Raw genomic sequence first — 25,979 nt, forward strand, 5'->3', positions numbered from 1 at the left:
TCTGCGCCTTCCGCCGACGACCTGCGATCCTGCTGCCTACTGCCTGACCTTCAGGTCCTTCAGCACCGCCCGCGCCGCATTGTGCCCCGGCGCCCCCGTCACGCCGCCGCCCGGGTGGGCCCCGGAGCCGCAGAGGTAGAGCCCCGGCACGGGCATCCGGTGATCGGCATGACCCAGCACCGGCCGGGCGCTGAACAGCTGGTCCAGCGTCAGCCGCCCGTGGAAGATGTCGCCGCCGACCAGGCCGAAGCGGCGTTCCAGATCGCGCGGCCCCAACGCAAGCCGCCCGACCACCGAGGCCTTGAAGCCCGGCGCGTGGCGGTCGACCGTCTCGATCATCAGGTCCGCCACCGTATCGCGGTGTTCATCGGCCAGCGTCGGATCGACGTGCTGGCAGAACAGGCTGGCCACATGCTGTCCAGGCGGAGCCAGGCTGTCGTCCAGGGTCGAGGGGATCAGCATTTCGACGATCGGCTCGCTCGACCATCCATTCAGCCGCGCGCTCGCATGCGCCCGATCCATGTAGGCCAGCGTCGGCGCGATGATGATGCCCGCCGTCAGATGGTCGCCCTGCCCGGGCAGGACGGTGAAGTTCGGCAGCTCCGACAGGGCCACGTTCATCCGGAACGTCCCCGAGCCCGACTGGTAGTTCCCGATCCGCTCGCGGAAGTCCGCCGGAACCACCGCCTCGTCCACCAGCGTCTCGAACAGCAGCCGGGGATGCAGGTTGGAGACCACGGCCCGCGCCCGCACCGTATCGCCGCCCTCGGTCACCGCGCCGACGGCCCGGCCCTTCTCGGTCAGAACCTCGGCCACGGCGGTGTCCAGCCGCACCTCGACGCCCAGTTCGGCGCAGGCCTTCGCCATGCTTTGGGTGATCGCGCCCATGCCGCCCAGGGCGTGGCCCCAGACGCCCTTCCTCCCGTTCACCTCGCCGAACACATGATGCAGCAGCACATAGGCCGAGCCCGGCGTGTACGGGCTGCCGTAGTTCCCCACGATGCTGTCAAAGCCGAACAGGGCCTTGATCGGATCGCTCTCGAACCAGCCGTCCAGCCAGTCGCCCGCCGACTTGGCGAACAGGTCCAGCAGGTCGCGCCGCCCCTGCACGTCCAGCCCCGCCGCCTGCCTGCCCAGCGACGCGCCCTTCAGCAGTTCGGGCAGCATCGCCGCCCAGCCCCCGTCGACCACATTGGGCGGGCTCTTCAGGATCCAGTCGCGCAGGATGGCCGCCACGACCTCCAGCCGCCGCTCGTACTCGGGCAGCCGCGCCGCGTCCTTGGCCGAGAACTTCGCCACCTCGCCCTGGGTGCGCCCCTCCCCCGCCAGCAGGTAGCGGCCGTCGTCGAAGGGCAGGAAGTTGGCTGCCTTGCGCTCGACCACGGTCAGCCCGTGCCGGGCCAGATCCATGTCGGCGATGACCTTCGGATTCAGCAGGCTGACGGTGTAGCTGGCGGTCGAGTTGCGGAAACCAGGATGGAATTCCTCGGTCACCGCCGCCCCGCCGACGACATGGCGCCGCTCCAGCACCGTCACCTTCAGCCCGGCCCTCGCCAGATAGAAGGCGCAGACGAGGCCGTTGTGGCCTCCGCCCAGGATGACGACGTCGGTGGCGGTTGTGGTCATGGTCCCTCCCTCATGCCGCTCTAGCATGTCCGGCGAACCGGTCACCCCGCCTCAGGCCGGTCGGGTCCATTCCATCAGCATGAACCAGGGCGCCCGGACATAGCGGGCCCCGCGCGCCGGATCGCCTCCCACCGGCGCGGGCTCCTCGAACCGGGTGAGCGTCAGCCCCTGCTCCAGCAGCAGGGTCATGTAGGTGCTAAGCGGGCGGTGCCAGTTCACGATCCGGATGCCCCGCCACTCGACCCAGGCCGCCCGCTCCTCCAGATAGCCGTCCATCGCGAAGCCCGGCCGCCCATCGGCCAGCTTGGTCCAGCCCATGTCATGGGCCGCTCCGGCCGTGTTGAACCCGGTCAGGTTGGCGATCAGCAGCGTTCCGCCGGGCTTCAGCACCCGCGCCATCTCCGCGATCGCGGCGGCGATATCGGGAATGTCGATCAGCGACAGATAGCTGACCACCAGGTCGAACCGGCCGTCCTCGAACTCCAGCGCCTCGGCGCGGCCGAGGTGATACTCGCCCTTGCCGTCCAGCTCCCGGGCCCGCGCGATCAGCTCCGGCGTCGGATCGATCCCGACCGTGCGGACGCCCTCGCGCTGGAGCATCCGGCAGAACCGGCCTTCGCCGCAGCCGACGTCCAGCGCCTCGGCGAAGGCGCCCGCGCGCACCCTGGCCAGCATCGGCGCATCCATGACGAACCGGCGGCCATAGTCGCCGTCCTTGCCCATGTCGGCGATCCAGGCCTGGGCGGACTCGTTCCATCCATCGCTCATACCGCCACCGCCAGCGACGGATGGGCCCTCAGCCGCTCCAGGTCGCGGCCCGGCGGGCGGCCGAACAGGCGGGCGTATTCGCGGCTGAATTGGGAGGGACTGTCGTAGCCGACCGTGAAGCCGATGCCGGCCACATCCCGGCCCCGGCTGAGCAGCAGGTTGCGCGCCTCCTGCAGCCGGATCTGCTTCTGGTACTGCAGCGGGCTCATCGCCGTGACGGCCTTGAAGTGGCGGTGCAGCGAGGTCTCGCTCATGCCCGCCACCTCGGCCAGCCGCTCGATCCGCATCGGCTCGGCATAGTGGACGCGCAGCCAGCGGATCGCGCGGCGCACCTGCGACAGCCGTCCGCCCTCGGCCCCGATCTGGCGCATCATGTCGGCCCGTTCGCCGGCCAGCAGCCGCCACATCAGTTCGCGCCGGATCAGCGGCGCCAGCACCTGGGCTTCCCGCGGGCGATCCAGCAGGCGGACCAGCCGGATCACCACATCGGTCAGGTCGTCGTCCATGTCGCTGACCGCCAGCGCCCGCACCGGCGGCGCCTCCGGCAGGGCGTCGCCCGCCTCCATCATCAGGTCCGCGATCACCGCCGGGTCCAGCGGTATGCCCACCGCCAGATAGGGCGCCGCGATCACCTGTCCGCTGACCGGCAGGTCCGCCGACACCACCAGATACTGTCCCGCGCGGTAGGGATGGGTCTCGGTCCCCAGGGTGGTGTTCTTGGCGCCCTCAAGGATCAGGCACAGCATCGGCTCATAGACCAGCTGCTGCGCCTCGGTGACGGCGCGACTGGCGATGATCTGCAACCCCGGCAGGGTCATGGGCCCCACGCCCTCGGGCGAGGCCTCCCCCAGATGGCGGTGCACCAGGGCGACGAGTTCGTGCAATCGGCTCATGGCGACATCCAAGCCCTGACGGAAACACAATACAAGCACGCGAGGCATTGGATGGCGGGATTGTGCAAGAGAGTGGCGCGATCCGTCTACGGCCTGCCCGGTCCCGCGGCCCATATCGGGGCTCCCAACAAGGAGACTTCCCATGACCTCCCCCATTCCCCAGATCGGGCCCCGCACCTGGTTCGTCACCGGCGCCTCGCGCGGCCTCGGCGCCGCCATCGTCCGCACGGTTCTGGACGCCGGCGACCGCGTCGTCGCCACCGCCCGCAACCGCGACAGCCTGGTCGAGACTTTTGGCCCCGACAGCGACCGCCTGCTGTCGGTCTCGCTGGACGTGACCGACCCCGCCGCCGCCCGGGCCGCCGTCGATGCGGCGCTGACCGCTTTCGGCCGCATCGACGTGCTGGTCAACAACGCCGGCTACGGCCACCTGTCGCTGTTCGAGGAGTCGACGGCGGATGACGCCCGGACCCAGTACGACACCAATGTCTTCGGCCTGATGCACGTCACCCGCGCCGTCCTGCCGACGATGCGCGCCCAGCGCTCGGGCCGCATCTTCAACATCTCGTCGGTCGGCGGCATCGTCGGCGGCGCCAGCGGAACCCTGTACTGCGCCTCGAAATTCGCCGTGGAGGGCTTCACCGAATCCCTCGCCGGCGAAGTCCGCGACTTCGGCATCCACGCCACCGTGGTCGAGCCGGGCTTCTTCCGCACCGACTTCCTGGAGCCGACCTCGGTCCGCCACGGCTCGCAGCCGATCGCCGACTACGCCGCCGTCTCTGAGGCGCTGAAGACCTTCTATGACGGCCGCAGCCGCAACCAGGCCGGCGATCCGGCCAAGCTGGGCCTGGCCCTGATCGCCCTGGCCGACGCCGACCAGCCGCCGGTCCGCTGGGCCGCGGGCACGGACGCCGTCGGCATGATCGAGGCCAAGATCGCCGGCCTGCAGGCCGAACTCGACGCCTGGCGCGCCCTGTCGCTGAGCACCGACGGCGACTTCGCCTTCCGGGACGAGTCGGGCGTGAGCGCCTGGGGGTGAGGTGAAAGGGGGCAGTAGGCGGCAGGGCGACACAACCCTACTGCCTACTCCCTACTGCCTGCTCTTCTTCCGGCCGATGCACGATCGACACCAGCACGACCGAGATGATCATCAGCAGGAACCAGCTGCCCAGCTTCTCCAGCCCCACCATCTCCCAGCCGTCCTCCTGGCCGGGATAGGCCCAGGCCCGGCCGAAGGTGGCCAGGTTCTCGGCGAACCAGATGAACAGGGCGACGAGGAAGAAGCCGAGCAGCAACGGCATGGCCCGCCGCCGCCGGTCGGTGGTGAACCAGAACCAGCCGCGCCCGAAGATCAGCACCGTCGCCGCGAACAGCACGATCCGCACATCCGGCAGCCAGTGATGGGCGAAGAAGTTGACGTAGATCGCCGCCGCCAGCACCCAGGTCGTCCACAACGGCGGATAGCCCCGCACCGTGATGTGGAAGATGCGCTGCACCCGCGCGATGTAGCTGCCGACCGCCGCATACATGAAGCCCGAGAACAGCGGCACCGCCCCGATCCGCAGCAGCGAGTCCTCGGGATAGATCCACGACCCGTGGGCGGTCTTGAACAGCTCCATCACCGTCCCGGCGATATGGAACAGCAGGATGACCCGCGCCTCCTCCCAGGTCTCCAGCTTCAGCGCCAGCATCCCCGCCTGGATGACCACCGCCCCGACAACTAGGAAGTCGTAGCGCGAGACCGGCGCGGCCTCGGGCCAGAACAGGAAGGTGCCGACGATCAGCGCCAACATCAGTCCGCCGAACAGGCAGGCCCACCCCTGCTTCAGCCCGAACCACAGGAACTCATAGCCGCCTCGCCGCAACGGCGACCGGTCGGCCCATGCCTCGGCCCGCGCCAGCCACAGGCGGCCACGGGCTTCTAGCGGGAGACGCGCGGATGTCATGCGCGCAGGCTAGGCCGGAGAAACGGCGGTGGCGCGTGGAGATTTGGTGCAGCGCCCCGGAGAATGTGACGGAGTGTGGAGAAATCATGGAGACCCGGCGGACCTGATCGGGAGAGATTTCCAGCCACATCTTATTGAAAAACATAAGAAACATTCTCCCGCATGTAATGCGGGCGGCATGTACGCATCTTAGGCGTGGCCCCCTCTCTCGGGGATCCAAAATGAAAAAACATACCCTTCGTCTGACCCTTCTGGCCGGCGCCGCGATGATCGTCGCGCCGATGCCGGCCTTCGCTCAGAACACCGTCGCGCCGGACCCTGAGCCGTCGGGCCTGGCCACCGCGCCGGATTCCGAACCGTCCGGCCTGGCCGATGTGGTCGTCACCGCGACCAAGCGCGAAACCAACCTTCAAGAGACGCCGATCTCGATCTCGGTCGTGAACAGCGAAGCGCTCGAGAACCGCCACATCCAGAGCCTGATGGACCTGGCCGACGGCGCGGTCCCCGGCCTGCGCGTCGCCACCTTCGAAGCCCGCCAGTCGGCTCTGACCATCGGCATCCGGGGCATCGTCCCGCTGGACGCCAACCAACCCGCCCGCGAACAGGGCGTCGGCGTCTACGTTGACGGCGTCTACCTGGGCCGCCAGCACGGCCTCGGCGCCGCCCTGCTCGACGTCGAGCGCATCGAGGTCCTGAAGGGCCCGCAAGGCACCCTGTTCGGCCGCAACACCGAAGGCGGCGCCCTGTCGCTGGTCACCCGCAAGCCCACCGGCGAGTTCGGCATGCGCGCCGTGGCCGGCGTCGGCAACTTGAACTCCTACAACAGCGAGCTGCACGTCGACTTCCCGGCGCTGGGCGACTTCGCCTTCAAGGTCGACGGCGTCATCCAGGTCCAGGGCCCGGTGACCCGCAACAGCCTGCCGGGCGAGGAAGGCTTCGGCCAGTACGACCGCCGCGGCCTGCGCTTCCAGACCCGCTGGACGCCCACGGCGAACTTCACCGCCGACCTGGCGCTGGACACCGGCACGGACAAGAACACGCCCTTCTACAGCCAGCTGCTGAACTTCAACCCGAACGGCCTGACCGTGGTGCCCTTCACCGCGGGCTCGGTGCCCGCCGGCAGCATCCGCGACCTGGCCCCGATCGTGCGGGTCGAGGGCAATGACCGCATGACCGTCTCCGACATCGGCGTGCCGCAGCAGTGGAGCGTCGACGAGACCCAGGGCGCCGACCTGCACCTGTCGTATCGTCCGAACGACAGCCTGGAGCTGCGCTCGATCACCGCCTACCGCGAAGTCGACGTCGAACAGTACGACAACATCGCCGGCGCCCACCGTCCGCCGGTCGTCGGCCCGAACGCCAACTTCAGCCGCTACTCGCTGGCCGGCCTGTGGCAGCACCAGTTCAGCCAGGAACTCCAGGCCGTCGGTTCGCTGGGCGACAACTTCGACTACGTCGCCGGCCTGTACTACTTCAAGGAAACCGCCTCGGACGACGCGGCGACGCCGTCGACCAACCGCTGGAACGCAGACGGCACCGGCTACACCATCCTGGATCCGACGCCGACCATCCGCGGCTTCCGTTCGCTGGACCGCGCCTCGACCGCCCACTCGGAATCCAAGGCCATCTACGGCCAGGGCACCTGGACCCCGATGGTGATGAACGAGACCCTGCACATCACCGCGGGCGGTCGGTACACCTGGGATGAGAAGGACGGCATCCTGAACATCGTCAACAACGCGGCGACCAACTTCACCTTCTCGGAGAAGACCGACCGCTTCGACCCGATGATCACCGTGGCCTGGGACGCGGCCGACGGCGTGAACCTGTACGCCCGCTACGCCACCGGCTACCGCGCCGGCGGCGCCTCCTCGCGCTCGCTGACCTACCGCTCGTTCGGTCCGGAAGAGATCAAGTCCTGGGAACTGGGCGCCAAGACCGACCTGTTCGACCGTCGCGTCCGCCTGAACGCGGCCGCCTTCTACTCGGAACGGGAGAACAGCCAGATCGACTTCAGCCTGGTCACCGTCATCGGCGCCTCGACCCGGAACACCCTGGAGACGATCAACGCCCCGGGCACGACCAAGATCAAGGGCATCGAGCTGGAAGGTTCGGCGCTGGTGACCGACGGTCTGACCCTGTCGGCCTCGTATGCCTATACCGAGACCGAGATCCCGCCGACCCAGAACCCGTTCACCGGCATCGTCCAGCCGGTGTTCATCGTCTTCACGCCGAAGAACGCCTTCAGCGTGGCCGCCGACTACGAAACCCCGATGCTGGGCTCGACCTTCAAGGCCCACATCGACGGCAACTACGCCGATGCGACCCAGACCTTCGACCAGACGCCGGTGAAGAACGACTCCTCGTTCATCGTCAACGGCCGCCTGTCGCTGGCCGACATCCAGACCAGCGCCGGCGGTCCGACGCTGGAAGTGGCCCTGTGGTCGCGCAACCTGCTGGACGAAGCCCACGTCTACCGTCGTGACCCGGCCAACCGCGGCACGATCGGCGACTACGGCAACTTCAACGCCCCGCGCACCTTCGGCATCGAGCTGCGCGCCACCTACTGAGCCTGCCTTCAGGCAGATCGATCAGGGCCCCTCCCCTCGCGGGAGGGGCCTTTTTCGTCCGCCCTTCCCCCTTTCGGATCGGTGGAGATCATGTGAATTTTGTCCGAAGATACCTCCTTCCACTGGACGTCGGGCCGGTCTGGAGAGATGGCCGCGTCAGGAGCGCCTCATGAACCACCTGATCCTGATCGCCGACGACGAACCCGAGATCGCCGAGATCCTCGACGCCTACCTTCGCCGCGAAGGCTTCCGCACCGCCTGCGCCGGGAACGGTCAGGAGGCTCTGGACCTGCACGCCTCGCTGCGGCCGGACCTGGTTCTGCTCGACGTGCGGATGCCGGTGCGCGACGGCTGGGATGTTCTGGGTGAGTTGCGGCGGCGCGGCGAGACGCCGGTCATCATGGTCACCGCCCTGGATCAGGACTTCGACAAGCTGCAGGCCCTGCGCATCGGCGCCGACGACTACATCGTCAAACCGTTCAACCCGGTCGAGGTGGTCGCCCGCGCCCGCGCCATCCTGCGCCGCGGAACCGGCGCGGCGGAACGCGGCGCCCTGCGGGTCGGTCCGGTCGAGGTGAATATCGAGAACTACATGGCCGCGGTCGTGACGCTGGAGGGCCGCCGCCGTCTGGACCTGACCCTGACCGAGTTCCGCATCCTGGCCCACATGGCGCGCATTCCGCTGCGCGTCTTCACCCGGCTGGAGCTGGCCGAGGCGGCCGGCCTGACGGAAATCCAGGCCCGGACGGTCGACAGCCACGTCAGCCATCTCCGCCGCAAACTGGAGGCGGCGGGGTCCGGACCGATCCTGACCAATGTGCGCAGCGTCGGCTACCGGCTGGAGCCCGACGCGTGACAGGCCTCGGAGGACTGAGAGGGCGCATCGCCGTCCGCATGGCGCTGATGACCCTGTGCGGGTTCGCGCTGGCGGTCCTGTGCGCCTTCTTCGTCTACAGCTGGGTGTTCCGGAACCACCCCGACGCCGTGCCGCCGGCGAACGAGTGGGTGCCCCAGACCTCCGACTGGCTGATCATCGCGGCCCTGGTCGCGGCGGCCCTGCTGATCGCGATCGCCAGCGGCGCGCAACTGGCCCGGCGCATCGTCATTCCACTCGACGCCATCGCGGACGCCGCCCGCCGCATCGCCAACGACGACCTGACCGCTCGCGCCCGGATCGAGGACCGCACCGGCGGCGAGATCGCCGACCTGGCCAGCGACTTCAACCACATGGCCGAACGCCTCGAGAGCCTCAACCGGGGCATGGTCGACTGGAACGCGTCCATCGCCCACGAACTGCGCACGCCGGTCACCATCCTGCGGGGGCGGCTGCAGGGGGTGTCCGACGGGGTCTTCGCCCTGGACGAGCGGACGCTGACCAGCCTGCTGCGTCAGGTCGACGGTCTGGCCCGCCTGGTCGAGGACCTGCGGGTGGTCAGCCTGGCGGACGGCGGGCGCCTAGACCTGCGGCTGGAACTGATCGATCTGGCCGCCATCGTCGATGAGCTGCAGCCGGCGGTGGCCGAAGGGCTGGTCGCCGCGGGTTTCGCCTGTCAGTGGCGGCTTCAGCCCACGACCATCGTGGCCGACCCGACCCGCCTGCGGCAGGCCGTGCTGGCTCTGATCGAGAACGCCCGCGTGCACGCCGATCCGGGCGGCCTGGTGATCCGCACCGAGATCCGCGGCGCCGACGCGATCATCGCCGTGGACGACGACGGCCCCGGCCTGCCGGAGGCGATGCGGACCACGGCCTTCGAGCCGTTCCAGCGCAACCGCGCCAAGGCCCAGGGCAGCGGACTGGGGCTCGCGGTCGTCCGCGCGGTCGCCGAGGCTCACGGCGGGCGCGTCGACTACCGGCCGAACGACAAGGGCTCGACCTTCGAGATCCGCCTGCCCCTCGCCGCCGCGGCGGACTGACAGGCCGGGACGTCAGCCCCGTCCGCGATAGGTCGGCACGCCCTGGTCGGGCAGCCACAGGCCTTCCGGCGCCGGACCGGTCTGCCAGAAGACGTCGATCGGAATGCCGCCGCGCGGATACCAGTAGCCGCCGATGCGCAGCCACGTCGGCTCCAGCAGATCGGCCAGCTTCTTGCCGATGGCGACGGTGCAGTCCTCGTGGAAGGCGCCGTGGTTGCGGAAGCTGGTCAGGTAGAGTTTCAGCGACTTGCTCTCCACCAGCCACGGGCCGGGGGCGTAGTCGATGACGATGTGGGCGAAGTCCGGCTGGCCGGTGACCGGGCACAGGCTGGTGAACTCCGGCGCCGTGAAGCGGGCCAGATACAGGGTGTCCGCGTGCGGGTTGGGCACCCGCTCCAGCACGGCGGTCTCCGGGCTGGTCGGCGCGGCGGTCATTTGGCCCAGCTGGTGCAGGCCCGAGGTGTCAGTGGTCATGGCCTCGCTCTACCGATTTCGATCTCTTTCGTCACGCCGCCAGCGGCGCCACGCCCCGGAACGGCTCGTCCAGGCTCGGCTGCGGCAGGGTGAACCAGTTCGCCCCCGCCGCGGTCATGTGGAAATGGTCCTCCAGCCGGATGCCGAAGCGGCCCGGCACCACGATCATCGGCTCGTTGGAGAAGCACATGCCGACATCCAGCGCCGTGCGGTCGCCGCGCACCAGATTGGGCGCCTCGTGGATGTCCAGGCCGATGCCGTGGCCGGTGCGGTGCGGCGTGCCCGGCGTCTGATAGTCCGGGCCCAGCCCCTCGGACGCCAGGAACACGCGCACCGCCGCGTCCACCGCCTCGCACGGCTCGCCCAACCGCGCCGCCGCGAAGGCCGCCGCCTGCGCCGCGTGCTCCAGCTCCCAGATGCGCCGCACCTCGGGCGTCGGCTCGCCGAACACATAGGTCCGGGTGATGTCGGCGTTGTAGCCGTCCAGCGCGCAGCCGGTGTCGATCAGGACGACGTCGCCCTCGCGCAGCTCCGGATCGCCCTCCCCGCCATGCGGCAGAGACGTGTCGGCCCCGAACGAGGCGATGCAGAAGGTGTTGCCGCCGTCGGCGCCCAGCGCCCGGTGCTGGCGGTCGATGAAGGCCGCGACCTCCGAGCCGCGCATGCCTGCCTGCAGGCTCCCGTGCGCCCGCCGTTGCGCCTCCAGCGTCAGCGCCTTGGCCCGCGTCATCAGTGCGATCTCGGCCTCGGACTTGCGCGCCCTCAGCGGCGTGATCAGCGGGTCTGCGCCGCGCAGCCGCTCGACGCCGAACGCCTCGGCCAGCCCCAGCCAGGCGAACACCGGCGCCTGTTCGTCCACCGCCAGGACCCCGGTCGGGACCGCATCGGCCACCAGGGCATAGGGGCTCTCATGCTCTTCCCAGGTCAGATACTCGCCGGGCACGCCGACCGAACCGGCCACCTTGTCCAGTTCGAACCGGGGACAGATGTAGGTCAGCGGCTTTCCGGGGCGCACCAGCGCCGCGATCATCCGCTCGGACCGCCGCCAGACCAGGCCGGTGAAATAGCGCAGGCTGGTCGTCGCATCGATCAGCACCGCGGCCACGCCTTGGGCCTCCATCGCGGCCTCCAGTCGGGCCAGCCGCTGACGGCGTTCCTGCAGGGTGATCGGCGGCGGGTTCATGGGCGGTCTCGCGAGGAACGGAACGGCTTGCCTGTCCCCGGCGCACCGGGGCATGAAGCAGGAAGGGTCTGTCGGGGAGATAGAGACATGGGCGGACGTTTTCAAAGCCAGTGGGGCCGATGCGCCCTTTCGGTCGCGGCCCTGTCGCTGATCATGGCCGCCCCCGCGCCGGCTCAACAGGCCAAGCCGAAGCCCAAACCCGGCGCGACGCAACCATCGCCGCCTCCGCCGGTCATCATCTTGCCGACGCCGCGGCAGAATGGCGGGACGGCCCCGCCCGTCATCGTTCCGAGTCCGCGTCCCGGGCCGCCGCCGGCGCGGGCGAACCCCTCGCTCATCACCAATCCGTCCTGGGCGCGTCAGCCCGTGCCTGACTACCCGGCGACGGCTCTCGCCAACGGAGTCATTGCGGGCCGCGTCACCCTGCGCTGCCTGGCGCATCCGAGCGGGGCGCTTTCCGGCTGCGAGGTCATCGAGGAGACGCCGGCGGGCCAGGGGTTCGCGGCATCTGTCATCGCCGCCGCCGCGCGGGCGCGGCTGTCGCCCCGCACCGTGGACCGCGCCGCCGCGGGCGCCAAGGTGCAATTCACCATCCGCTTCGTCGCGCCGGAAGTCGTCGAGCCCGCGCCGGCTCCTCAGGCCACGCAGGGGTCGGCCATGACCATCACCACCATCACGCCGATCCCGCCCCCCACTTCCGCTTCTGGCGTATCGGCGCCTTAGGATGCGCGTTCGTCCTCCCGGGCGCTTCGCGCTGTTCGCACCTTGTTTTTCCGGTTTGCCTTACCCGGGGACAGCCCGCTATCCGTAGCGAAAGACAACTCGGGGAAACGCCATGGCCATTCCGGCTTCGCTGCAAAAAGGTCTCAAGCTGCCGGTGATCGCGGCGCCCATGTTCCTGGTCTCCGGACCGGATCTGGTGGTCGAGACCTGCAACGCCGGGGCCGTCGGCACCTTCCCGTCGCTGAACCAGCGCACCAGCGAGGGCTATCGGGAGTGGCTGCACGAGATCAAGGGGCGGCTGAACCCCGACGCGGCGGCCTTCGGCGTCAACCACATCGTCCACCCCACCAACCCCCGCCTGATGGCCGACATGATGGTCTCGGTCGAGGAGAAGGTGCCGCTGATCATCACCTCTCTGGGCGCGGTGCGTGACGTGGTCGATGCGGTGCACGGCTACGGCGGTCTGGTCTTCCACGACATCGCCAACGTCCGTCACGCCCGCAAGGCGGCGGAAGCCGGCGTCGACGGCCTGATCCTGGTCGCCAACGGCGCCGGCGGCCACGCCGGGATCGTGAACCCCTTCGCCCTGGTGGAAGAGGTGCGCGGCTTCTTCGACGGGACCATCATTCTGTCAGGCTGCCTGTCCACGGGCTCGGACGTGGCGGCCGCCCTGATGATGGGCGCCGACTTCGCCTATATGGGCACCCGCTTCATCGCCACGACCGAGAGCGAGGCCCAGTCGCACTACAAGGACATGATCCTGGATTCGGGCTCGGCGGACATCGTCCACACGCCGGCGGTCTCGGGCATCCCGGCCAACTTCATGGTCAAGTCGCTGGTCGAGAACGGCATCGACCCCAAGACCCTGCCCGAGCACAAGCTGGACATGGCCGACGAGGCCAAGGCCTGGAAGACCGTCTGGTCCGCCGGCCAGGGCGCCGGCGCCATCCACGACATCCTGCCGGCCGGGGAGCTGGTCGGGCGACTGCGACAGGAATTCGCTCAGGCCACGGACCGGTTCGCAAAAGCGACCGCTTTCGTTTAGGAACCTCCCGCGCCTTCGCGCGTCAGGGAGTTCCATGATCCGTACAGCGACGTTCGCCGCCCTCGCCTTCCTCGTTCTCGCCGGGACGGCCCAGGCCCAGAGCGGCCCCCAGAGCACGCCTGAGACCGCGTCTCAGGGCGCCGGAAGCTGGTCCTTCTCCTTCGGGGCGGCGACCGACAACCGGTCCAAGGACGCCTCCAAGTCGCGGGGCGACGCCTTCGCCTGGGGCGCGGCCGAGTGGGAAAGCGCGTCCGGCCTGTTCTATGCGGGGCCCGGCTTCGAGACCGTCAAGAGCTCGACGGGTTCGGAGTTGGAACTCGAGGCCGGCGTCGGCATGCGGCCCGAGATCGCGGGCTTCGACCTGGATCTCAACGCGACCTACAAATACCAGGTCGACGCCGATCCGGGTGCGGACAATACCGCCTGGGAGCTGACCGCCGACGTCAAACGCTCCATCGGCCCGGCCAGCGCCCGCGTGCGCCTGCAGTACTCGCCGGACGGCATGGGCTCGACCGAAGCCTGGACCTGGGTCGCGCTGCGCGGCGGCTGGGACTTCAACGACAAGCTGACCGCCACCGCCGAGATCGGCCGTCGCGAGCAGGACAGCAGTGTCGATTACACGGGCTGGAACGCGGGCTTCACCTACGCCCTGACGCGCAACATCGAGGCCGAGGTCCGCTACTACGACACGGACGCCGACCCGGCCAATCCGCAGTACGCCGACGCCGTCGTGGCCGGATTGAGCTTCTCCTTCTAGGAATTCCGGCCCACAGGGCCCATATCGGGGGGATGAGCTCCCACCGACCGACGACCCTGGAACGCGCCTATGAACTGGCGCGGGAGGGGCGGTGCCGCACCGTCAGCGACATCAAACAAGCCCTGTCCGCCGAAGGTTTCGACCGCATCCAGGACTCCCTCTACGGCCCCACCCTGAGCGCCGACCTGCGCAAGCTGTGCCAGGCGCACTACGTCGCGCCGCCTGACGAGACCGCCGAAGGCTGACGCCCCCGCCTTGCTTTCGCCCTCCGTCCGGTTCAAAAGGGTGGACGTCGATCTCTCTGCGAAACGCCACCCCTCTGCTTTCGCCCGAGGTCCAGCCGCTCCATTCAGACCCGACAGGCCTCCAGGCGCTCTTGCCTGCGGCCAACGCCAAAAGGAGGTCTACAATGGCTACCGGCACCGTTAAGTGGTTCAACCCGACCAAAGGCTACGGCTTCATCCAGCCGGACGACGGCGGCAAGGACGTCTTCGTCCACATCTCGGCCGTCGAGGCCGCCGGCCTGCGCGGCCTGGATGAAAACCAGAAGGTTTCCTACGAACTCGAGCGCGACCGTCGCTCGGGCAAGGAATCGGCTGGTCAGCTGAAGACCGAAGGCTGAATTCCGGCGCCCTCATCGGGTGCATGATTTCGACGGCGGCGGTGGCGAAAGCCCCCGCCGCCGTTTTCGTTTCCGGACACGGTCCTTGCTATTCCGATGGAAAGCGCCCACCTGAGGCGCGTCGATCTCTCTGCGAAACGCTGCTGCCCCTTTGCATCGCGCACCGAGGTCCAAAGCCGATCCCAATCAGACCCGACAGGCCGACCGGGACATCCTTCCCGCGGCCAATGCTTGCGGAGGTCCTGAAAATGGCTACCGGCACTGTAAAATGGTACAACTCCACCAAGGGTTACGGCTTCATCGCTCCCGATGACGGCGGCAAGGACGTCTTCGTCCACGCCTCGGCCGTTGAAGTCTCGGACCTGGGCATCCTCAGCGAAAACCAGAAGATCTCGTACGAGATCGAGCGCGACCAGCGCTCGGGCAAGGAATCCGCCGGCCGCCTGAAGGCCGCTGAGTAGGTTCTAGAACCCATCGGGGGGGCCGGCCGCTGAAGAGCGCCGGCCCTTTCGCCTTTCAGAGCACCAGGAGAGTCCCATGACCCCGCTCGCCGACATGATCCCCACCATGAGCGATCCCGACCTCAAGGCCCTGCGCGCCAACGCCGAACGCCTGTCCGCCAGCGGTTCGCCGGTCCAGGCCGCGACCGCCGCCGACATCCTGCCGCTGATCGACGCCGAGACGGCCCGCCGCGCCGCCCTGCCCTCGACCGCGGTGAAGAAGCCCCGCGCGCCCGCCAAGAAGAAGGCGCCGCCCGCCACCGGCCACCAGACCGCCCTTCCGTCGAAAGCCGCCTGAGCCTTTTTCCGGTCTCCGGCGTTGTGCGATGATGTCCCGCCGGAACCGGTCCGGCGGGTGACATCCCAGGGACGAGATCATGCTGCTTATGGCCCTGCTGGCGCTGGCCGGCGCCCCCCAGGACGCAGGACCGCTGGAGCCCGGCCGCGCCGGCAAGCTGCAATGCTACGGCCCGAACGTCGCGGCCAGGACCTGCACCGCCATCGGCGGCTACCGGTTCGATGCCGACGGCACGATCTGGAACATCGCCCGCAACCAGATCAACGCCTCGCCCGCCGTGATCCTGCACGCCACCGGCAAGGTCTATGTGAAGGACGGCGCCGAGTGCGCCCACCCCGAAAACCGGGCCGAGGAAATCACCGGCATCGACATGGACGGGATCCCGCTCCAGGGCGACCAGCTCGTCTCCTTCCGCCAGCAGATCGCCGCCAACATCTCGGCCATGCTGGGCGACGGCGAGTTCTGCAGCACCTATCATCCGAACCCGGACGGTTCGATGCGCGCGGCCGTCACGGTCGACGGCGTCGCCCGTCCCGAGTTCGAAAGCACCGTCCTGTGGATCGAGCCCGACGCCGGCTGGACCATCGCCCTGCCGGCGAACTGACGCGCCTCACCCCAACGCCTGATCCAGATCGCCGATCAGGTCGTCCAGGTCCTCGACCCCGACCGACAGGCGGATCAGGTTGTCGGTCACCCCGCCGGCCTCGCGCACCTCTTTCGGCACGCTGGCGTGGGTCATGATGGCCGGGTGGTTCACCAGACTTTCGACCCCGCCCAGCGACTCCGCCAAGGTGAACACCTGCACCCGCTCCAGCACCTGTTTGGTGCGCGACAGGTCGCCGTCGATGATCGCCGTGACCATGCCGCCGTAGCGGCCGTTCATCTGGCGCGACGCCAGATCGTGCTGCGGATGGCTGATCAGGCCCGGATAGATCACCTTGGCGATCCCGTTGCGGGCCTCCAGCCAGCGCGCCACGGCCAGGGCGTTCTCGTTGTGCGCCTTCATGCGCAGGCCCAGGGTCTTGAGGCCCCGGTTGGCCAGGAAGGCGTCGAACGGGCCCATCACTCCGCCCACGGAGTTCTGCAGGAACTTGATCTCCTTCGCCAGATCGGGATCGGCCGTCACCAGAGCCCCGCCGATGATGTCCGAGTGGCCGTTCAGGTATTTGGTGGCCGAATGCATGACCACGTCGGCGCCCAGCTTCAGCGGCTGCTGGCTCCACGGCGTGGCGAAGGTGTTGTCGACGATCAGCAGCAGGCCGCGCGCCTTGGCGATCTTGGACAGACCCGCGATGTCGGTCAGCTTCATCAGCGGATTGGTCGGCGTCTCGGCCCAGATCATCTTCGTCTTGGGCGTGATCGCCGCCTCGACGGCATTCAGGTCGCTGAAGTCGACATAGCTGAAGTCCAGCCCCATCGAACGGCGCCGCACCCGCTCGAACAGCCGCCAGGAGCCGCCGTACAGGTCGTCGCCGGTGACGATGTGCGACCCGGCGTCCAGCAGCTCCAGCGCCGTCGACGTCGCCGCCATGCCCGAGGCGAAGCCGAAGCCCTGGATGCCGCCCTCCAGGTCCGCCAGGCAGGCCTCGAAGGCCTCGCGCGTCGGGTTCTTGCCGCGGGCGTATTCATAGCCCTTGTTCACGCCCGGGCTTTCCTGGGCGTAGGTCGAGGTGGCGTAGATCGGCGTCATCACCGCCCCGGTCGTCGGGTCGGGGCGCTGGCCGGCGTGGATGGCGCGGGTCGAGAAACCCTGGCTGTTCTTAAGCGAGCTCATGAAGCGTCCTGGTCGATGCGGCCGATGTTGCCGCCGTAAAACGCCGCGGAGCGCTCGAAGATGTCGAGCCACTGCGGAGGCGTGAAAATATGGCCCGCGCCCGGCAGCACTTCCTCGCGGACGCTGACGCCCTTGTCACGCAGGAAGGTGATCCAGGCCGCGGTGTTCTGGGGCAAGACGTGGGTGTCGTTCTCGGCGCGAAGGATCATGACCGGGATCCGTCGCCGGGGCGTGCGGGGCGTGTAGACGTCGACGCCCCCCGCCAGCCCGATCGCCGCCGCGGCCCGGCTGTTGCCCAGGGCGCCGTCCACCGCGACGTAGGAGCCCAGCGAATAGCCGAACATGGCCGTGCGCCGCCGGTCGATCCCGCGCGCGATGAACCAGTCGATGGCGTCCTCGCCCACATAGCGCCAGGCGTTCATCATCCGCTCGGGCCGGACGCCGTCGTCGGCGAAGGCGTCGGTGAACAGCGGGGTCAGGACCTGGTAGCCGTCGCCGGCGAACCGCAGGGCCAGCTGGTGCCAGGGCCCCCGGTTGGCGATCCGCGCGCCCGACCCGTGCATCATCACGATCGCCGCTCCGCGCCCCTCGCCCACCGGGCTGTAGTGGATGGCCCGGATCGGCTTGCCGTGACTGTCGAAGGTCATCCCCTCGTAGGCGGGCGCCGGCGCCGCATCCTGCGCCCGTACGGCGCTCGCCAGCCCGGCCGTCGCGACCGCGCCCGCCAGCAGGCTACGACGGTCCATCGGTCGTCTCCCTCCGGTTCTCGAGGAAGGTCCGCGTCTTGGCGAAGGCATCGCACCAGGTCGGCAGGTCGTACTGATGCCCGTCGAAGGCCAGTTCCTGAACCTCCACCGCCGCTCCGGCGTCACGCAGGTCATCCGCCAGCCGCAGGGTCGCGCGAACCGGCACGGCCTCGTCGCGGCGGGCGTGCAGCAGCAGGACGGAGAGGTCGCTTGCGCCGCCCCTCTCCTCGATCTTGCCGCCGCCCGCCACAAGGACGGCGGACCGGATCGGGCTGTCGGAAGCCGTGGCCGCATCAACGGCGACGCCGGCCCCGCGCGAATATCCCCACAGGGCCACCTGGTCGGCCGAGACGCCCGCCGTGTCCGCCAGGCGCCGCGCGGCGGCCAGCGCCGCCTGACGCCAGGCCCGGGCGGTCACCACCGGGCGGGTCCGATCGGGCTCGGCGGCGTCGAAATAGGCGGGCAGGATGACCTGGTAGCCGCGCGACGCCAGCTGGATCGCATGGGCGTCGAACAGGATGGAGTTCATCTCGAACCCCGTGCCGCCGTGCAGCAGGACGATCCCGGCGCCGTTCCTCTCGCCCCGCGGCGTATAGAGGTAGGCCCTGATCTGACGTCCCCGGCTTTCGAAGGTGATCGCCTCTCTCGACGCCCGCACCGCCACGTCGTCGGCGCATCCCGGGATGCCCACCTGGATCTGGCTTTGGGCCACGGCGCCCGGGCCGCCCGCGAGCGCCGCGACCAGGCCGGTCAGCGCGATGCAGGCAAGCCAGGGCCAGCCTTTTCTCATCGATTCAGGCTCAGGTGATTGATCAGGTCCGTGCGGGTGATCAGGCCCACGAAAGCCTCGCCGTCCAGCACGATGGCGACCCGGTCCCGGTCGAACAGGGGGATCAGGGCGTCCAACGGCTCCGAGACCTGCACCGTGTCCAGGTCGCGCGTCATGGCCGAGGACACCGGCTTGGCGAACCGCTCCTTGCGGGTGATCTCATCGGTGTTCATCACATGCACCAGGTCGCTCTCGTCCAGGATGCCGACCAGACGGCCGTCCTGGATGATCGGAAGCTGGGACACATCGGCGCCCTTCATCCGCTTGAAGGCGGTGTCCAGGGTGTCCTCCGGCCCGGCCACGACGACGTCGCCGTTGGCGTATTTGCGCGTGATCAGGTCGGACAGGTCGCCGTGCAGCTCGCGCTCGCCCAGACCCTGATCGGCCAGCCAGGCGTCGTTGTAGACCTTGGACAGGTACTTGGCCCCGGTGTCGCAGACGAAGGTCACGCAGACCTTCGGCTCGGTCTGCTCGCGGCACCAGCGCAGGGCCGTGGCGATCAGGGTGCCCGACGACGACCCGGCCAGCACGCCTTCCTTCAGCAGCAGCTCGCGCACGGTGGCGATCGCCTCGGCGTCGGGGATGGAATAGGCCTTGTCGATCAGGTCGATGTCGGCGGTGTCCGGCACGAAATTCTGGCCGATGCCCTCGACGGTGTAGCTGCCCTCCGGTCCCGGGACGCCCTCGTTGACGATCCCCGCCAGGGTCGAGCCGACCGGGTCGGCCAGGATGATCTCGGCCTTGGAGCCGACGCTCTTCAGATACTGGGCCGTGCCGGTGATCGTCCCGCCCGAGCCGATACCGGCGACCAGGGCGTCGATCTTGCCGTCCAGCTGCTCCCAGATCTCGGGGCCGGTGGTCTTGAAGTGGGCCTCGGAGTTGGCGTCGTTGGCGAACTGGTTGACGTAGAAGCCGCCCGGAATCTGCTGCGCCAGCCGCTCGGCCATGTCGGTGTAATACTCGGGATGCCCGTGCGGCACGTCCGATCGCGTCAGGCGAACATCCGCGCCCATCGCCCTCAAATGCTGGATTTTTTCCTTGGACATCTTGTCCGGGATGACCAGAAGCACCTTATAGCCCTTGGCCTGCCCCACCAGGGTCAGCGCCAGACCCGTGTTGCCGGCCGTCGCTTCGACGATGACGCCGCCGGGTTTCAGGAACCCCTCCCGCTCCGCCGCGTCGATCATCGACAGGGCGATGCGGTCCTTGATCGATCCCCCAGGGTTCTGCGCCTCCAGCTTCAGGAACAGACGGCATTTGCCGGTATCGATCTTCGTCACCTCCACCATCGGCGTCTTGCCGATCAGGTCCAGCAACGAGCCGGTAGGACCGGACAGGACCGGGGTGGGGGCGAGAGACATCAGAAACTCCAGGGGACGTTCGCGCCGGAAGCTAAGCGCGCCCCTCTCTCATCACAAGCCGCGCAAGATTTCGCCTCTCGAAGAGCGCCGAAGCGCGGTATCAAAGGATTCAAATGACAAACACTCCCAAGAGGCCGCCCGCCGGCCTTCCCGACAAACAAACCCTGCTCGCCTTCCTGCGTGACGCCGGATCGGCCGAGAAGACCGACATCGCCCGCCACTTCGGGCTGAAGGGCGGCGACCGCCGCGCCCTGCGCGAAATGATCCGCGAACTCGAAGCCGAAGGCGCCCTGGGCAAGCGCGGCAAGAAGGGCTTCTCGCCCTCCGGCGCCCTGCCCCCCGTCGGCGTCGTCGACGTGGTCGAGCGCGACGTGGACGGCGAAATGTACGTCCGTCTGGTCGAGGCCTCGCCCGACGCCCCGCAGGCCATGCTCGTGCCCGACAACACCGGCCGCACCGGCCCCGCCCCCGGCATGGGCGACCGCCTGCTGGTCAAGTTCAGCCGTGGCGCGAACGGCTGGGAAGCCCGGCTGGTCAAGAAGCTGGACAGCGAGCGCACCCGCGTCCTCGGCGTCATCCGCAAGTCCAACCGCGAGGTCCGGGTCGAGCCCGTCGACCGCCGCTCCAAGGACGTGCTGCTGGTCCCCCACGCCCAGGCCGAGGGCCTGAAGGACGGCGACCTGGTCCTGGCCGCCATCGAGAAGGGCGACCAGCGCTACGGCCCCAAACGCGGCAAGATCCTGGAGACCATCGGCCGCGAGGACGACGCCCGCGCCGCCTCCCTGATCGCCATCCACAGCCACGGCGTCCCGACCGGCTTCTCCGAGGCCGTCGAACAGGAGGCCGAGCATCAGGAACTGCCGTCGCTGAAGGGCCGCGAGGACCTGCGCGATCTGCCCCTGATCACCATCGATCCCGCCGACGCCCGCGACCATGACGACGCCGTCTACGCCATGCGCGACGACGATCCGAAGAACGCGGACGGCTGGATCGTCTGGGTCGCCATCGCCGATGTCGCCGCCTATGTCCGCCCCGGCACGGCGCTGGACCGCGAGGCCCGCGAGAAGGGCAACTCCACCTACTTCCCCGACCGCGTCGAGCCGATGCTGCCCGAACGCCTGTCCAACGGCCTGTGCAGCCTGACCCAGGGCGACAACCGCGCCTGCATGGCCGTGCGCATGGTCTTCGACAAGGATGGCCGAAAGACCGGCCACAAGTTCGTGCGCGGCCTGATGCGCAGCCACGCCAAGCTCTCCTACGAGCAGGCCCAGGCGGCCATCGACGGCGCGCCCGACGACACCACCGGCCCGATCATGGAGGCCATCCTCTATCCGCTGTGGAACGCCTATCGCGCCATGCTGAAGGGCCGGCTGAAGCGCGCGCCCCTGCAGATCGAGAGCGCCGAGCGCCGCATCCGCATGAATACCCAAGGCGAGATCACCTCGATCGAGGCCCGCGTCTCCCTCGAAGCCCACCGGCTGATCGAGGAGATGATGATCCAGGCCAACGTCTGCGCCGCCGAAACGCTGGAGCAGAAGAAGACGCCCCTGCTCTACCGCGTCCACGACGCGCCCAGTCAGGAGAAGCTGTTCAACCTCGGCGACTTCCTGTCGACCATCGGCAAGCCGTGGACCAAGGGCGAGCCGGCCACCACCAAGCGCTTCAACAAGCTGCTGGACGAGACCCGCGAGACCGAGCACGCCGAGGTCGTCAACGAGGTCGTCCTGCGCACCCAGATGCAGGCCATCTATTCGGCCGAGAACGTCGGCCACTTCGGCCTCAACCTGGACCGCTACGCCCACTTCACCTCGCCGATCCGGCGCTACTCCGACCTGATCGTCCACCGCGGCCTGATCCGGGCGCTGGGCCTGGGCAAGGACGGGCTGACGGACCGCGAGATCGCCGAACTGCCGTCCATCGCCGAGCACGTGGTCATGACCGAGCGCCGCTCCATGGCCGCCGAGCGCGACGCCATGGACCGCTATATCGCCGCCTATCTGGAGGACCGGGTCGGCGCGACCTTCACCGGCCGCATCACCGGCGTCACCCGCTTCGGCCTGTTCATCCGGCTGGACGAGACCGGCGCGGACGGCCTGGTGCCTGTCTCTACTCTGGGCAGCGAATACTTCACCCACGACGATCGTAGCCACGCTCTGGTCGGCGAGCGCTCCGGCCTGCGCTGGGTCCTGGGTCGCAAGGTCGAGGTCAAGCTGAAGGAGGCCACGCCGGTCACCGGCGGCCTGCTGTTCGAAATGCTCTCGGAGCCCGGCCCGCGCGACCCCAACGCCCCCTCGGCGCGGCTGGGCATGCGCGCCCGCGGCGCTCCCGGCGGCGGCTATCCCAAGCGCGGCGGCCCCGGGAACAAGCCCCGCGACGGCAAGAAGCCCTCGGGCGGCCTGAAGGGCGTCCGCAAGGGCAAGCGGCGCTAACCCGCGAACAGGATCAGGTTTCCGTCCGGATCGGCGACGATGAAGGTCCGGGCGCCCCAGGGCTCGGTCCTCAGCGGCTGGTGGAACGCGACTCCGGCGGCGTCGAAGGCCTGATACAGGCCCTCCACCTCGTCGCAGGTCAGGGTGGCCGCCAGCAGGTCCGCTTCCCCGCCCGGAGCGAACACCGGCCGGTCCACATGGCGCAGGTTCAGCCGCGCCCCGTCGCGCTCGACCTGCGCCCAGAACAGCGGCTCGCCGTGCGCGATGGCCAGCCGGAAGCCGAGCCGGCCCGTATAGTGATCGATCGCCGCCGCCATGTCGGTGACGTACAACTGGGGTTCGGCCTGCAGCTTCATCGCACCGGCTCCTCCTGGCGGTCGCCGCCGACGCCCACCCTAGACCCGCCCGGCGCGACCGTCATGGTTCCGCCATTCCTCAGCGGCTAAGCTGTCCCGGGGGAGTGACGATGATGATCCGCAAAACGGTCCTGGCGGCGCTGGCCGCCCTATGTCTCGCCGCGCCGGCGACGGCCAATGACAGCGTCGCGTCCATGGGCGCGGGCGGGCTGATCCTGCAGCGCACCGACGGCATCGTCATGCGGTCCGAGGACCTGTTCGTCTCGGCCCGCGAGATCCGCGTGAAGTACCGGTTCTTCAACCGGACCGACCGCGACATCTCCACCATCGTCGCCTTCCCCCTGCCCGACATCGTCGGCGGCGAGGAGGGCGACGTCGCCCTGTCCGACCCGGGCGCCCTGACCTTCGTCACCGCCGTCCAGGGACGGCGCGTAGCCACCAATGTCGAGCAGAAGGCCATGCTGGACGGCGTCGACCGCACCGACCTGCTGCGCGGGCTGGAGCTGCCGCTGTCGCCCTATGATCCGGCCGTCCGCGCCGCCATCGCCGCCCTGCCCCGTCCGCAGATCGACATGCTGCTCGAGATGAGGCTGATCGAGGATCGCGGCTACGTCGACGGCGCCCGCCGGGTGCCCGACTTCGCGCCGCTGTGGACGCTGAAGACCACCCACTACTGGACCCAGGTCTTCCCCGCCGGGAAGGAACTGGCGGTGGACCACCGCTACACGCCCGCCGTCGGCGGCTCGGCGGGCAGCGTCTTCGGCGATCCGGACGCGGCGAGCAGCGACTACGCCGCCGAGCATGCGGCGCGATACTGCGCCGACGCCGCCTTCCAGGCCGGGGCCGCCCGGATGCGCCGCCGGGGCCAGTATCTGACCGAGACCTGGGTCGACTACATCCTCACCACCGGCGCCAACTGGGCCGAGCCGATCGGTGAGTTCCGGCTGGTCGTCGACAAGGGCTCGTCGCGCAATCTGGTCAGCTTCTGCGGCGAGGACGTGCGCCGGATCAGCTCGACCCGTTTCGAGATCCGCCGGACCAATTTCACCCCCACGCGCGATCTGTCGGTGGTAATCGTCTCGGGTGTCCGACCCGAGTGAACCCTTCGACGCCCGCCAGGATCTGGCCGACGCCCCGCGCACCGCGGCGACCGGCCGGCCCAAGGATGCGGCGACCCTGATCCTGACCCGTCCCGGCGCTTCCGGGCCGGAGGTGCTGATGGGCCGCCGCGCGCCCGGGCACGTCTTCATGGCCTCAAAATGGGTCTTCCCGGGCGGCAAGGTGGAGCGGTCGGACGCCGCCGCCGCCTTCGCCACCGACCTGAAGCCCGCCGACGCCGCGCGCCTGGCCCGCGAGGTCCCGGCCCGCCGCGCCCGCGCCCTCGCCCTGGCCGCCGTGCGCGAGACCTACGAGGAGACCGGCCTGCTGCTGGCCGAGCCCGCCCCGCCCGCCTCCGTCGCCGGGGGCTGGCGTGAGTTCCGCGCCGTCGGCGCTCTGCCCGACCTGGCCGCCCTGTCCTATGTCGCGCGGGCCATCACCCCGCCGGGCCGCACCCGCCGCTTCGACGCCCGCTTCTTCATGGCCGACGTCTCGGCTCTGCTGCACCCGGAGCCGACCGCCGGCTCGGGCGAACTGGACGAGATCGCCTGGCTGCCCCTGACCGAGGCCCGCGCGCTGGACCTGCCCGCCATCACCCGCTTCGTGCTGGGCGAGGTGGCCGAGCGGCTGGCGACCCCGGACCGCCCCCTCCCCTTCGTCCGCATGGTGCGCGGACAGCATGTCGTGGATCATCAGGACTGAGGTCTGACGGTCCCTGACCGGAAAGGCTCGGCGGTTGCCTGTTTCCGGAGACTGGGGTTCTCTCGACGCGGGAGGACCCCATGCGCCTTTACGCAGCCCTGATCGCCGCCCTCGCCGGGGCCCTCCTGCTCGCCCTGCCTGTCACGGCCCAGACGCGGGACAGGATCGAGGTCGTCGATCGCCCCGGCGTGCTCTTCTACAGCCTTGAGGACGGCGGACAGGCCCGATTCCGCAGCGGCGACCGCGAGGACTGGACCTTCACCGTCACCCATGAGGAATACATCCGGATCCGTGAGCTTCTGGAGCCCTACAGGGCCGAGGGGCATGCCTGCGATGATCCCAAGGCGACCGGCGTCTATCGCGACGGCTACCTGCTCTGGCGCGATGGTCGAGGCGAGCTTCGGCGTCCCAACGACAGCTTCTGCTACACGCCGACGTTCTCCACACAGGGCCAGAATCTTGACCGGGCCTACCGTCAGATGAGCGACTGGGGCCGCGCCCGGTGGACGCCGCCGCCCGGCCTGCCCGCGCCGACGACCATGACCCTGGTCTGGCGCTCGTGGGGCAACCGGCTGGTCGAGTGGACCCTGCCGCGCGGCGGTGAGGGGCGATACGTGAACCGCGACGCCGAGCCGGTGACCTTCCCGGTGTCGGAGGAGCAGTTCGACCGCTTCCGCGCCCTGTTCGCCCCCTATGAGGGCGGGCGCTTCGAATGCCGGCGCGTCCTCACCGACGGCGCCTACGGCAGCGTGGTCTGGTCCCAGCCCGGCCATGCGGACCAGTCGCTGAACTTCGACGCCGGTTGCGTCAGCGGCGACGCCGCCGACGTCTTCCAGCGGCTAGAGCAGGCCGAGACGATGCTGGATACCTTCAAGGACGCGCGCTGACATGGCCGACACGCCCATCACCCTGCGCCTGACCATCGCCGACCCCGTCCCCGGCGTCCGCTACAGCTTGCAGAAGGACGACGCGCCGTTCGAACCCGTCACGGCCACCGACGCGCCCCTGTCTTTCGAGGTACCGATCCGCCTGTCCGCCGACAACCGCGTCCTGGGCCCCTTCGTGCGCCGGGAAGGGCCGACGCGCCGCTTCGTCTACATCCGCATCGGCCAGTCGGCGGGCGACCATGCGACGGAATGGAACCGCCGGGCCAAGATCGACATCCACGACATTCCGCCCGCCCTGCTGGACAAGGCCCGCGCCGGCGCCGTTCTGGAGGTGGTCCTGCCCGGCAAAGGCAAGGACGGCTCGCCCGCCTGCGCCACCGTCCGCCCCGTGAAGGGCTGGACCGCCCCCTGACCGCGTCCGTCCAATTCTGACGGACGCCCATGCCAGACTGACGGCGGTCTTTCCCACCGTTCATCG

Annotated in this window: 28 protein-coding genes; 17 read left to right on the top strand and 11 right to left on the bottom strand. The window is 69.3% G+C overall.

The genetic code is table 11. From position 1 onward, the window contains the following. Positions 1-36: 36 nt before the first annotated feature. The 3 genes from AC1RRF_RS08135 to AC1RRF_RS08145 are packed head-to-tail and all read right to left on the bottom strand — an operon-like array spanning position 37 to position 3,287. Positions 37-1,653 carry a phytoene desaturase family protein gene (locus AC1RRF_RS08135; protein ID WP_492834155.1) on the bottom strand — a complete coding sequence of 539 codons (1,617 nt, stop codon included), beginning with the start codon at positions 1,651-1,653 and terminating at the stop codon, positions 37-39. Positions 1,654-1,677: 24 nt separating this feature from the next. Next, positions 1,678-2,394, bottom strand: coding sequence for a class I SAM-dependent methyltransferase (locus AC1RRF_RS08140; protein ID WP_492833922.1), 717 nt, complete (start codon positions 2,392-2,394; stop codon positions 1,678-1,680). Further along, positions 2,391-3,287 carry an AraC family transcriptional regulator gene (locus AC1RRF_RS08145; protein WP_492833923.1) on the bottom strand — a complete coding sequence of 299 codons (897 nt, stop codon included), beginning with the start codon at positions 3,285-3,287 and terminating at the stop codon, positions 2,391-2,393. The genes AC1RRF_RS08140 and AC1RRF_RS08145 overlap by 4 nt, the downstream gene beginning before the upstream one ends. A gap of 142 nt (positions 3,288-3,429) precedes the next feature. Between AC1RRF_RS08145 and AC1RRF_RS08150 the strand changes: the two genes are divergently transcribed. After that, positions 3,430-4,326 (top strand): oxidoreductase, encoded by an 897-nt coding sequence (locus tag AC1RRF_RS08150; RefSeq protein ID WP_492833924.1) that lies wholly within the window; start codon positions 3,430-3,432, stop codon positions 4,324-4,326. A gap of 37 nt (positions 4,327-4,363) precedes the next feature. Here the strand turns inward: AC1RRF_RS08150 and AC1RRF_RS08155 are convergent, their stop codons facing one another. After that, the gene (locus AC1RRF_RS08155; protein ID WP_492833925.1) at positions 4,364-5,233 is read right to left on the bottom strand and encodes a DUF817 domain-containing protein; all 870 of its coding nucleotides are present in this window, start codon (positions 5,231-5,233) and stop codon (positions 4,364-4,366) included. 221 nt (positions 5,234-5,454) lie between these two features. On the opposite strand from AC1RRF_RS08155, the gene AC1RRF_RS08160 reads away from it, so the two are divergent. The 3 genes from AC1RRF_RS08160 to AC1RRF_RS08170 all read left to right on the top strand — a co-directional run bounded on the left by AC1RRF_RS08160 (position 5,455) and on the right by AC1RRF_RS08170 (position 9,717). Beyond that, positions 5,455-7,803: a TonB-dependent receptor gene (locus AC1RRF_RS08160; RefSeq protein ID WP_492833926.1), complete on the top strand. Its 2,349-nt coding sequence runs from the start codon at positions 5,455-5,457 to the stop codon at positions 7,801-7,803. A gap of 169 nt (positions 7,804-7,972) precedes the next feature. Further along, on the top strand, positions 7,973-8,659 hold the full coding sequence (locus tag AC1RRF_RS08165) for a response regulator (RefSeq protein WP_492833927.1): 687 nt from the start codon (positions 7,973-7,975) through the stop codon (positions 8,657-8,659). Next, positions 8,656-9,717 carry an ATP-binding protein gene (locus AC1RRF_RS08170; protein ID WP_492833928.1) on the top strand — a complete coding sequence of 354 codons (1,062 nt, stop codon included), beginning with the start codon at positions 8,656-8,658 and terminating at the stop codon, positions 9,715-9,717. The genes AC1RRF_RS08165 and AC1RRF_RS08170 overlap by 4 nt, the downstream gene beginning before the upstream one ends. Before the next feature lie 12 nt (positions 9,718-9,729). On the opposite strand, the gene queF is transcribed toward AC1RRF_RS08170, so the two are convergent. Continuing rightward, positions 9,730-10,191: a preQ(1) synthase gene (gene queF / locus AC1RRF_RS08175; RefSeq protein ID WP_492833929.1), complete on the bottom strand. Its 462-nt coding sequence runs from the start codon at positions 10,189-10,191 to the stop codon at positions 9,730-9,732. Positions 10,192-10,222: 31 nt separating this feature from the next. After that, entirely contained in the window at positions 10,223-11,374 is a 1,152-nt protein-coding gene (locus AC1RRF_RS08180; protein WP_492833930.1) for a M24 family metallopeptidase, read from the bottom strand. Positions 11,375-11,461: 87 nt separating this feature from the next. Between AC1RRF_RS08180 and AC1RRF_RS08185 the strand changes: the two genes are divergently transcribed. From AC1RRF_RS08185 to AC1RRF_RS08220, 8 genes are all read left to right on the top strand, one after another. Continuing rightward, positions 11,462-12,097, top strand: a complete 636-nt coding sequence (locus tag AC1RRF_RS08185) for an energy transducer TonB (RefSeq protein ID WP_492833931.1) — start codon at positions 11,462-11,464, stop codon at positions 12,095-12,097. A 112-nt stretch (positions 12,098-12,209) separates the two neighbouring features. After that, positions 12,210-13,142, top strand: a complete 933-nt coding sequence (locus tag AC1RRF_RS08190) for an NAD(P)H-dependent flavin oxidoreductase (protein WP_492833932.1) — start codon at positions 12,210-12,212, stop codon at positions 13,140-13,142. 34 nt (positions 13,143-13,176) lie between these two features. Further along, a complete protein-coding gene (locus tag AC1RRF_RS08195) occupies positions 13,177-13,899 on the top strand; it encodes a TorF family putative porin (RefSeq protein WP_492833933.1) in 723 nt (240 codons plus the stop codon). Between the two features lie 32 nt (positions 13,900-13,931). Next, positions 13,932-14,144: a hypothetical protein gene (locus tag AC1RRF_RS08200; protein ID WP_492833934.1), complete on the top strand. Its 213-nt coding sequence runs from the start codon at positions 13,932-13,934 to the stop codon at positions 14,142-14,144. A gap of 164 nt (positions 14,145-14,308) precedes the next feature. Further along, the gene (locus AC1RRF_RS08205; RefSeq protein ID WP_291839573.1) at positions 14,309-14,521 is read left to right on the top strand and encodes a cold-shock protein; all 213 of its coding nucleotides are present in this window, start codon (positions 14,309-14,311) and stop codon (positions 14,519-14,521) included. 248 nt (positions 14,522-14,769) lie between these two features. Further along, complete coding sequence (locus AC1RRF_RS08210) at positions 14,770-14,982, top strand: cold-shock protein (RefSeq protein WP_492312812.1); 213 nt, start codon at positions 14,770-14,772, stop codon at positions 14,980-14,982. Between the two features lie 76 nt (positions 14,983-15,058). Continuing rightward, positions 15,059-15,319, top strand: a complete 261-nt coding sequence (locus AC1RRF_RS08215) for a hypothetical protein (RefSeq protein ID WP_492833935.1) — start codon at positions 15,059-15,061, stop codon at positions 15,317-15,319. Positions 15,320-15,398: 79 nt separating this feature from the next. Further along, positions 15,399-15,923, top strand: coding sequence for a hypothetical protein (locus AC1RRF_RS08220; protein WP_492833936.1), 525 nt, complete (start codon positions 15,399-15,401; stop codon positions 15,921-15,923). Between the two features lie 6 nt (positions 15,924-15,929). On the opposite strand, the gene AC1RRF_RS08225 is transcribed toward AC1RRF_RS08220, so the two are convergent. The 4 genes from AC1RRF_RS08225 to AC1RRF_RS08240 are packed head-to-tail and all read right to left on the bottom strand — an operon-like array spanning position 15,930 to position 20,029. Next, on the bottom strand, positions 15,930-17,093 hold the full coding sequence (locus AC1RRF_RS08225) for a cystathionine gamma-synthase (protein WP_492833937.1): 1,164 nt from the start codon (positions 17,091-17,093) through the stop codon (positions 15,930-15,932). Then, positions 17,090-17,839: an alpha/beta hydrolase family protein gene (locus AC1RRF_RS08230; RefSeq protein WP_492833938.1), complete on the bottom strand. Its 750-nt coding sequence runs from the start codon at positions 17,837-17,839 to the stop codon at positions 17,090-17,092. The genes AC1RRF_RS08225 and AC1RRF_RS08230 overlap by 4 nt, the downstream gene beginning before the upstream one ends. Beyond that, positions 17,826-18,629 carry an alpha/beta hydrolase family protein gene (locus AC1RRF_RS08235; RefSeq protein WP_492833939.1) on the bottom strand — a complete coding sequence of 268 codons (804 nt, stop codon included), beginning with the start codon at positions 18,627-18,629 and terminating at the stop codon, positions 17,826-17,828. Before AC1RRF_RS08235 ends, AC1RRF_RS08230 begins: the two co-directional genes overlap by 14 nt. Beyond that, positions 18,626-20,029 (bottom strand): pyridoxal-phosphate dependent enzyme, encoded by a 1,404-nt coding sequence (locus AC1RRF_RS08240; RefSeq protein WP_492833940.1) that lies wholly within the window; start codon positions 20,027-20,029, stop codon positions 18,626-18,628. The genes AC1RRF_RS08235 and AC1RRF_RS08240 overlap by 4 nt, the downstream gene beginning before the upstream one ends. Positions 20,030-20,142: 113 nt before the next feature. Here AC1RRF_RS08240 and rnr point away from each other — a divergent pair, with 113 nt between their 5' ends. Then, entirely contained in the window at positions 20,143-22,458 is a 2,316-nt protein-coding gene (rnr, locus tag AC1RRF_RS08245) for a ribonuclease R (protein WP_492833941.1), read from the top strand. Here rnr and AC1RRF_RS08250 read toward each other — a convergent pair. Beyond that, positions 22,455-22,814 carry a VOC family protein gene (locus AC1RRF_RS08250; RefSeq protein ID WP_492833942.1) on the bottom strand — a complete coding sequence of 120 codons (360 nt, stop codon included), beginning with the start codon at positions 22,812-22,814 and terminating at the stop codon, positions 22,455-22,457. The two genes, rnr and AC1RRF_RS08250, sit on opposite strands and share 4 nt — an antisense overlap. A gap of 113 nt (positions 22,815-22,927) precedes the next feature. On the opposite strand from AC1RRF_RS08250, the gene AC1RRF_RS08255 reads away from it, so the two are divergent. From AC1RRF_RS08255 to AC1RRF_RS08270, 4 genes are all read left to right on the top strand, one after another. After that, complete coding sequence (locus AC1RRF_RS08255; protein ID WP_492833943.1) at positions 22,928-23,914, top strand: DUF4424 family protein; 987 nt, start codon at positions 22,928-22,930, stop codon at positions 23,912-23,914. Then, on the top strand, positions 23,898-24,614 hold the full coding sequence (locus AC1RRF_RS08260; protein ID WP_492833944.1) for an NUDIX hydrolase: 717 nt from the start codon (positions 23,898-23,900) through the stop codon (positions 24,612-24,614). Before AC1RRF_RS08255 ends, AC1RRF_RS08260 begins: the two co-directional genes overlap by 17 nt. A gap of 80 nt (positions 24,615-24,694) precedes the next feature. Then, on the top strand, positions 24,695-25,501 hold the full coding sequence (locus tag AC1RRF_RS08265; RefSeq protein WP_492833945.1) for a hypothetical protein: 807 nt from the start codon (positions 24,695-24,697) through the stop codon (positions 25,499-25,501). 1 nt (position 25,502) lies between these two features. After that, positions 25,503-25,913: a DUF5990 family protein gene (locus tag AC1RRF_RS08270; protein WP_492833946.1), complete on the top strand. Its 411-nt coding sequence runs from the start codon at positions 25,503-25,505 to the stop codon at positions 25,911-25,913. Positions 25,914-25,979 lie beyond the last annotated feature (66 nt).

Source organism: Brevundimonas sp. GW821-FHT12C05 (assembly GCF_058807475.1).

Bases quoted from the DNA above. Each gene is read 5' to 3' on its own strand.
- AC1RRF_RS08195 (WP_492833933.1), top strand. From the start codon at position 13,177: ATGATCCGTACAGCGACGTTCGCCGCCCTCGCCTTCCTCGTTCTCGCC.
- AC1RRF_RS08205 (WP_291839573.1), top strand. From the start codon at position 14,309: ATGGCTACCGGCACCGTTAAGTGGTTCAACCCGACCAAAGGCTACGGC.
- AC1RRF_RS08225 (WP_492833937.1), bottom strand. From the start codon at position 17,093: ATGAGCTCGCTTAAGAACAGCCAGGGTTTCTCGACCCGCGCCATCCAC.
- AC1RRF_RS08140 (WP_492833922.1), bottom strand. From the start codon at position 2,394: ATGAGCGATGGATGGAACGAGTCCGCCCAGGCCTGGATCGCCGACATG.
- queF (WP_492833929.1), bottom strand. From the start codon at position 10,191: ATGACCACTGACACCTCGGGCCTGCACCAGCTGGGCCAAATGACCGCC.
- AC1RRF_RS08250 (WP_492833942.1), bottom strand. From the start codon at position 22,814: ATGAAGCTGCAGGCCGAACCCCAGTTGTACGTCACCGACATGGCGGCG.
- AC1RRF_RS08265 (WP_492833945.1), top strand. From the start codon at position 24,695: ATGCGCCTTTACGCAGCCCTGATCGCCGCCCTCGCCGGGGCCCTCCTG.
- rnr (WP_492833941.1), top strand. From the start codon at position 20,143: ATGACAAACACTCCCAAGAGGCCGCCCGCCGGCCTTCCCGACAAACAA.
- AC1RRF_RS08270 (WP_492833946.1), top strand. From the start codon at position 25,503: ATGGCCGACACGCCCATCACCCTGCGCCTGACCATCGCCGACCCCGTC.
- AC1RRF_RS08220 (WP_492833936.1), top strand. From the start codon at position 15,399: ATGCTGCTTATGGCCCTGCTGGCGCTGGCCGGCGCCCCCCAGGACGCA.
- AC1RRF_RS08160 (WP_492833926.1), top strand. From the start codon at position 5,455: ATGAAAAAACATACCCTTCGTCTGACCCTTCTGGCCGGCGCCGCGATG.
- AC1RRF_RS08155 (WP_492833925.1), bottom strand. From the start codon at position 5,233: ATGACATCCGCGCGTCTCCCGCTAGAAGCCCGTGGCCGCCTGTGGCTG.
- AC1RRF_RS08150 (WP_492833924.1), top strand. From the start codon at position 3,430: ATGACCTCCCCCATTCCCCAGATCGGGCCCCGCACCTGGTTCGTCACC.
- AC1RRF_RS08240 (WP_492833940.1), bottom strand. From the start codon at position 20,029: ATGTCTCTCGCCCCCACCCCGGTCCTGTCCGGTCCTACCGGCTCGTTG.
- AC1RRF_RS08135 (WP_492834155.1), bottom strand. From the start codon at position 1,653: ATGCTAGAGCGGCATGAGGGAGGGACCATGACCACAACCGCCACCGAC.
- AC1RRF_RS08255 (WP_492833943.1), top strand. From the start codon at position 22,928: ATGATCCGCAAAACGGTCCTGGCGGCGCTGGCCGCCCTATGTCTCGCC.
- AC1RRF_RS08165 (WP_492833927.1), top strand. From the start codon at position 7,973: ATGAACCACCTGATCCTGATCGCCGACGACGAACCCGAGATCGCCGAG.
- AC1RRF_RS08145 (WP_492833923.1), bottom strand. From the start codon at position 3,287: ATGAGCCGATTGCACGAACTCGTCGCCCTGGTGCACCGCCATCTGGGG.
- AC1RRF_RS08185 (WP_492833931.1), top strand. From the start codon at position 11,462: ATGGGCGGACGTTTTCAAAGCCAGTGGGGCCGATGCGCCCTTTCGGTC.
- AC1RRF_RS08215 (WP_492833935.1), top strand. From the start codon at position 15,059: ATGACCCCGCTCGCCGACATGATCCCCACCATGAGCGATCCCGACCTC.
- AC1RRF_RS08235 (WP_492833939.1), bottom strand. From the start codon at position 18,629: ATGAGAAAAGGCTGGCCCTGGCTTGCCTGCATCGCGCTGACCGGCCTG.
- AC1RRF_RS08190 (WP_492833932.1), top strand. From the start codon at position 12,210: ATGGCCATTCCGGCTTCGCTGCAAAAAGGTCTCAAGCTGCCGGTGATC.
- AC1RRF_RS08230 (WP_492833938.1), bottom strand. From the start codon at position 17,839: ATGGACCGTCGTAGCCTGCTGGCGGGCGCGGTCGCGACGGCCGGGCTG.
- AC1RRF_RS08180 (WP_492833930.1), bottom strand. From the start codon at position 11,374: ATGAACCCGCCGCCGATCACCCTGCAGGAACGCCGTCAGCGGCTGGCC.
- AC1RRF_RS08210 (WP_492312812.1), top strand. From the start codon at position 14,770: ATGGCTACCGGCACTGTAAAATGGTACAACTCCACCAAGGGTTACGGC.
- AC1RRF_RS08200 (WP_492833934.1), top strand. From the start codon at position 13,932: ATGAGCTCCCACCGACCGACGACCCTGGAACGCGCCTATGAACTGGCG.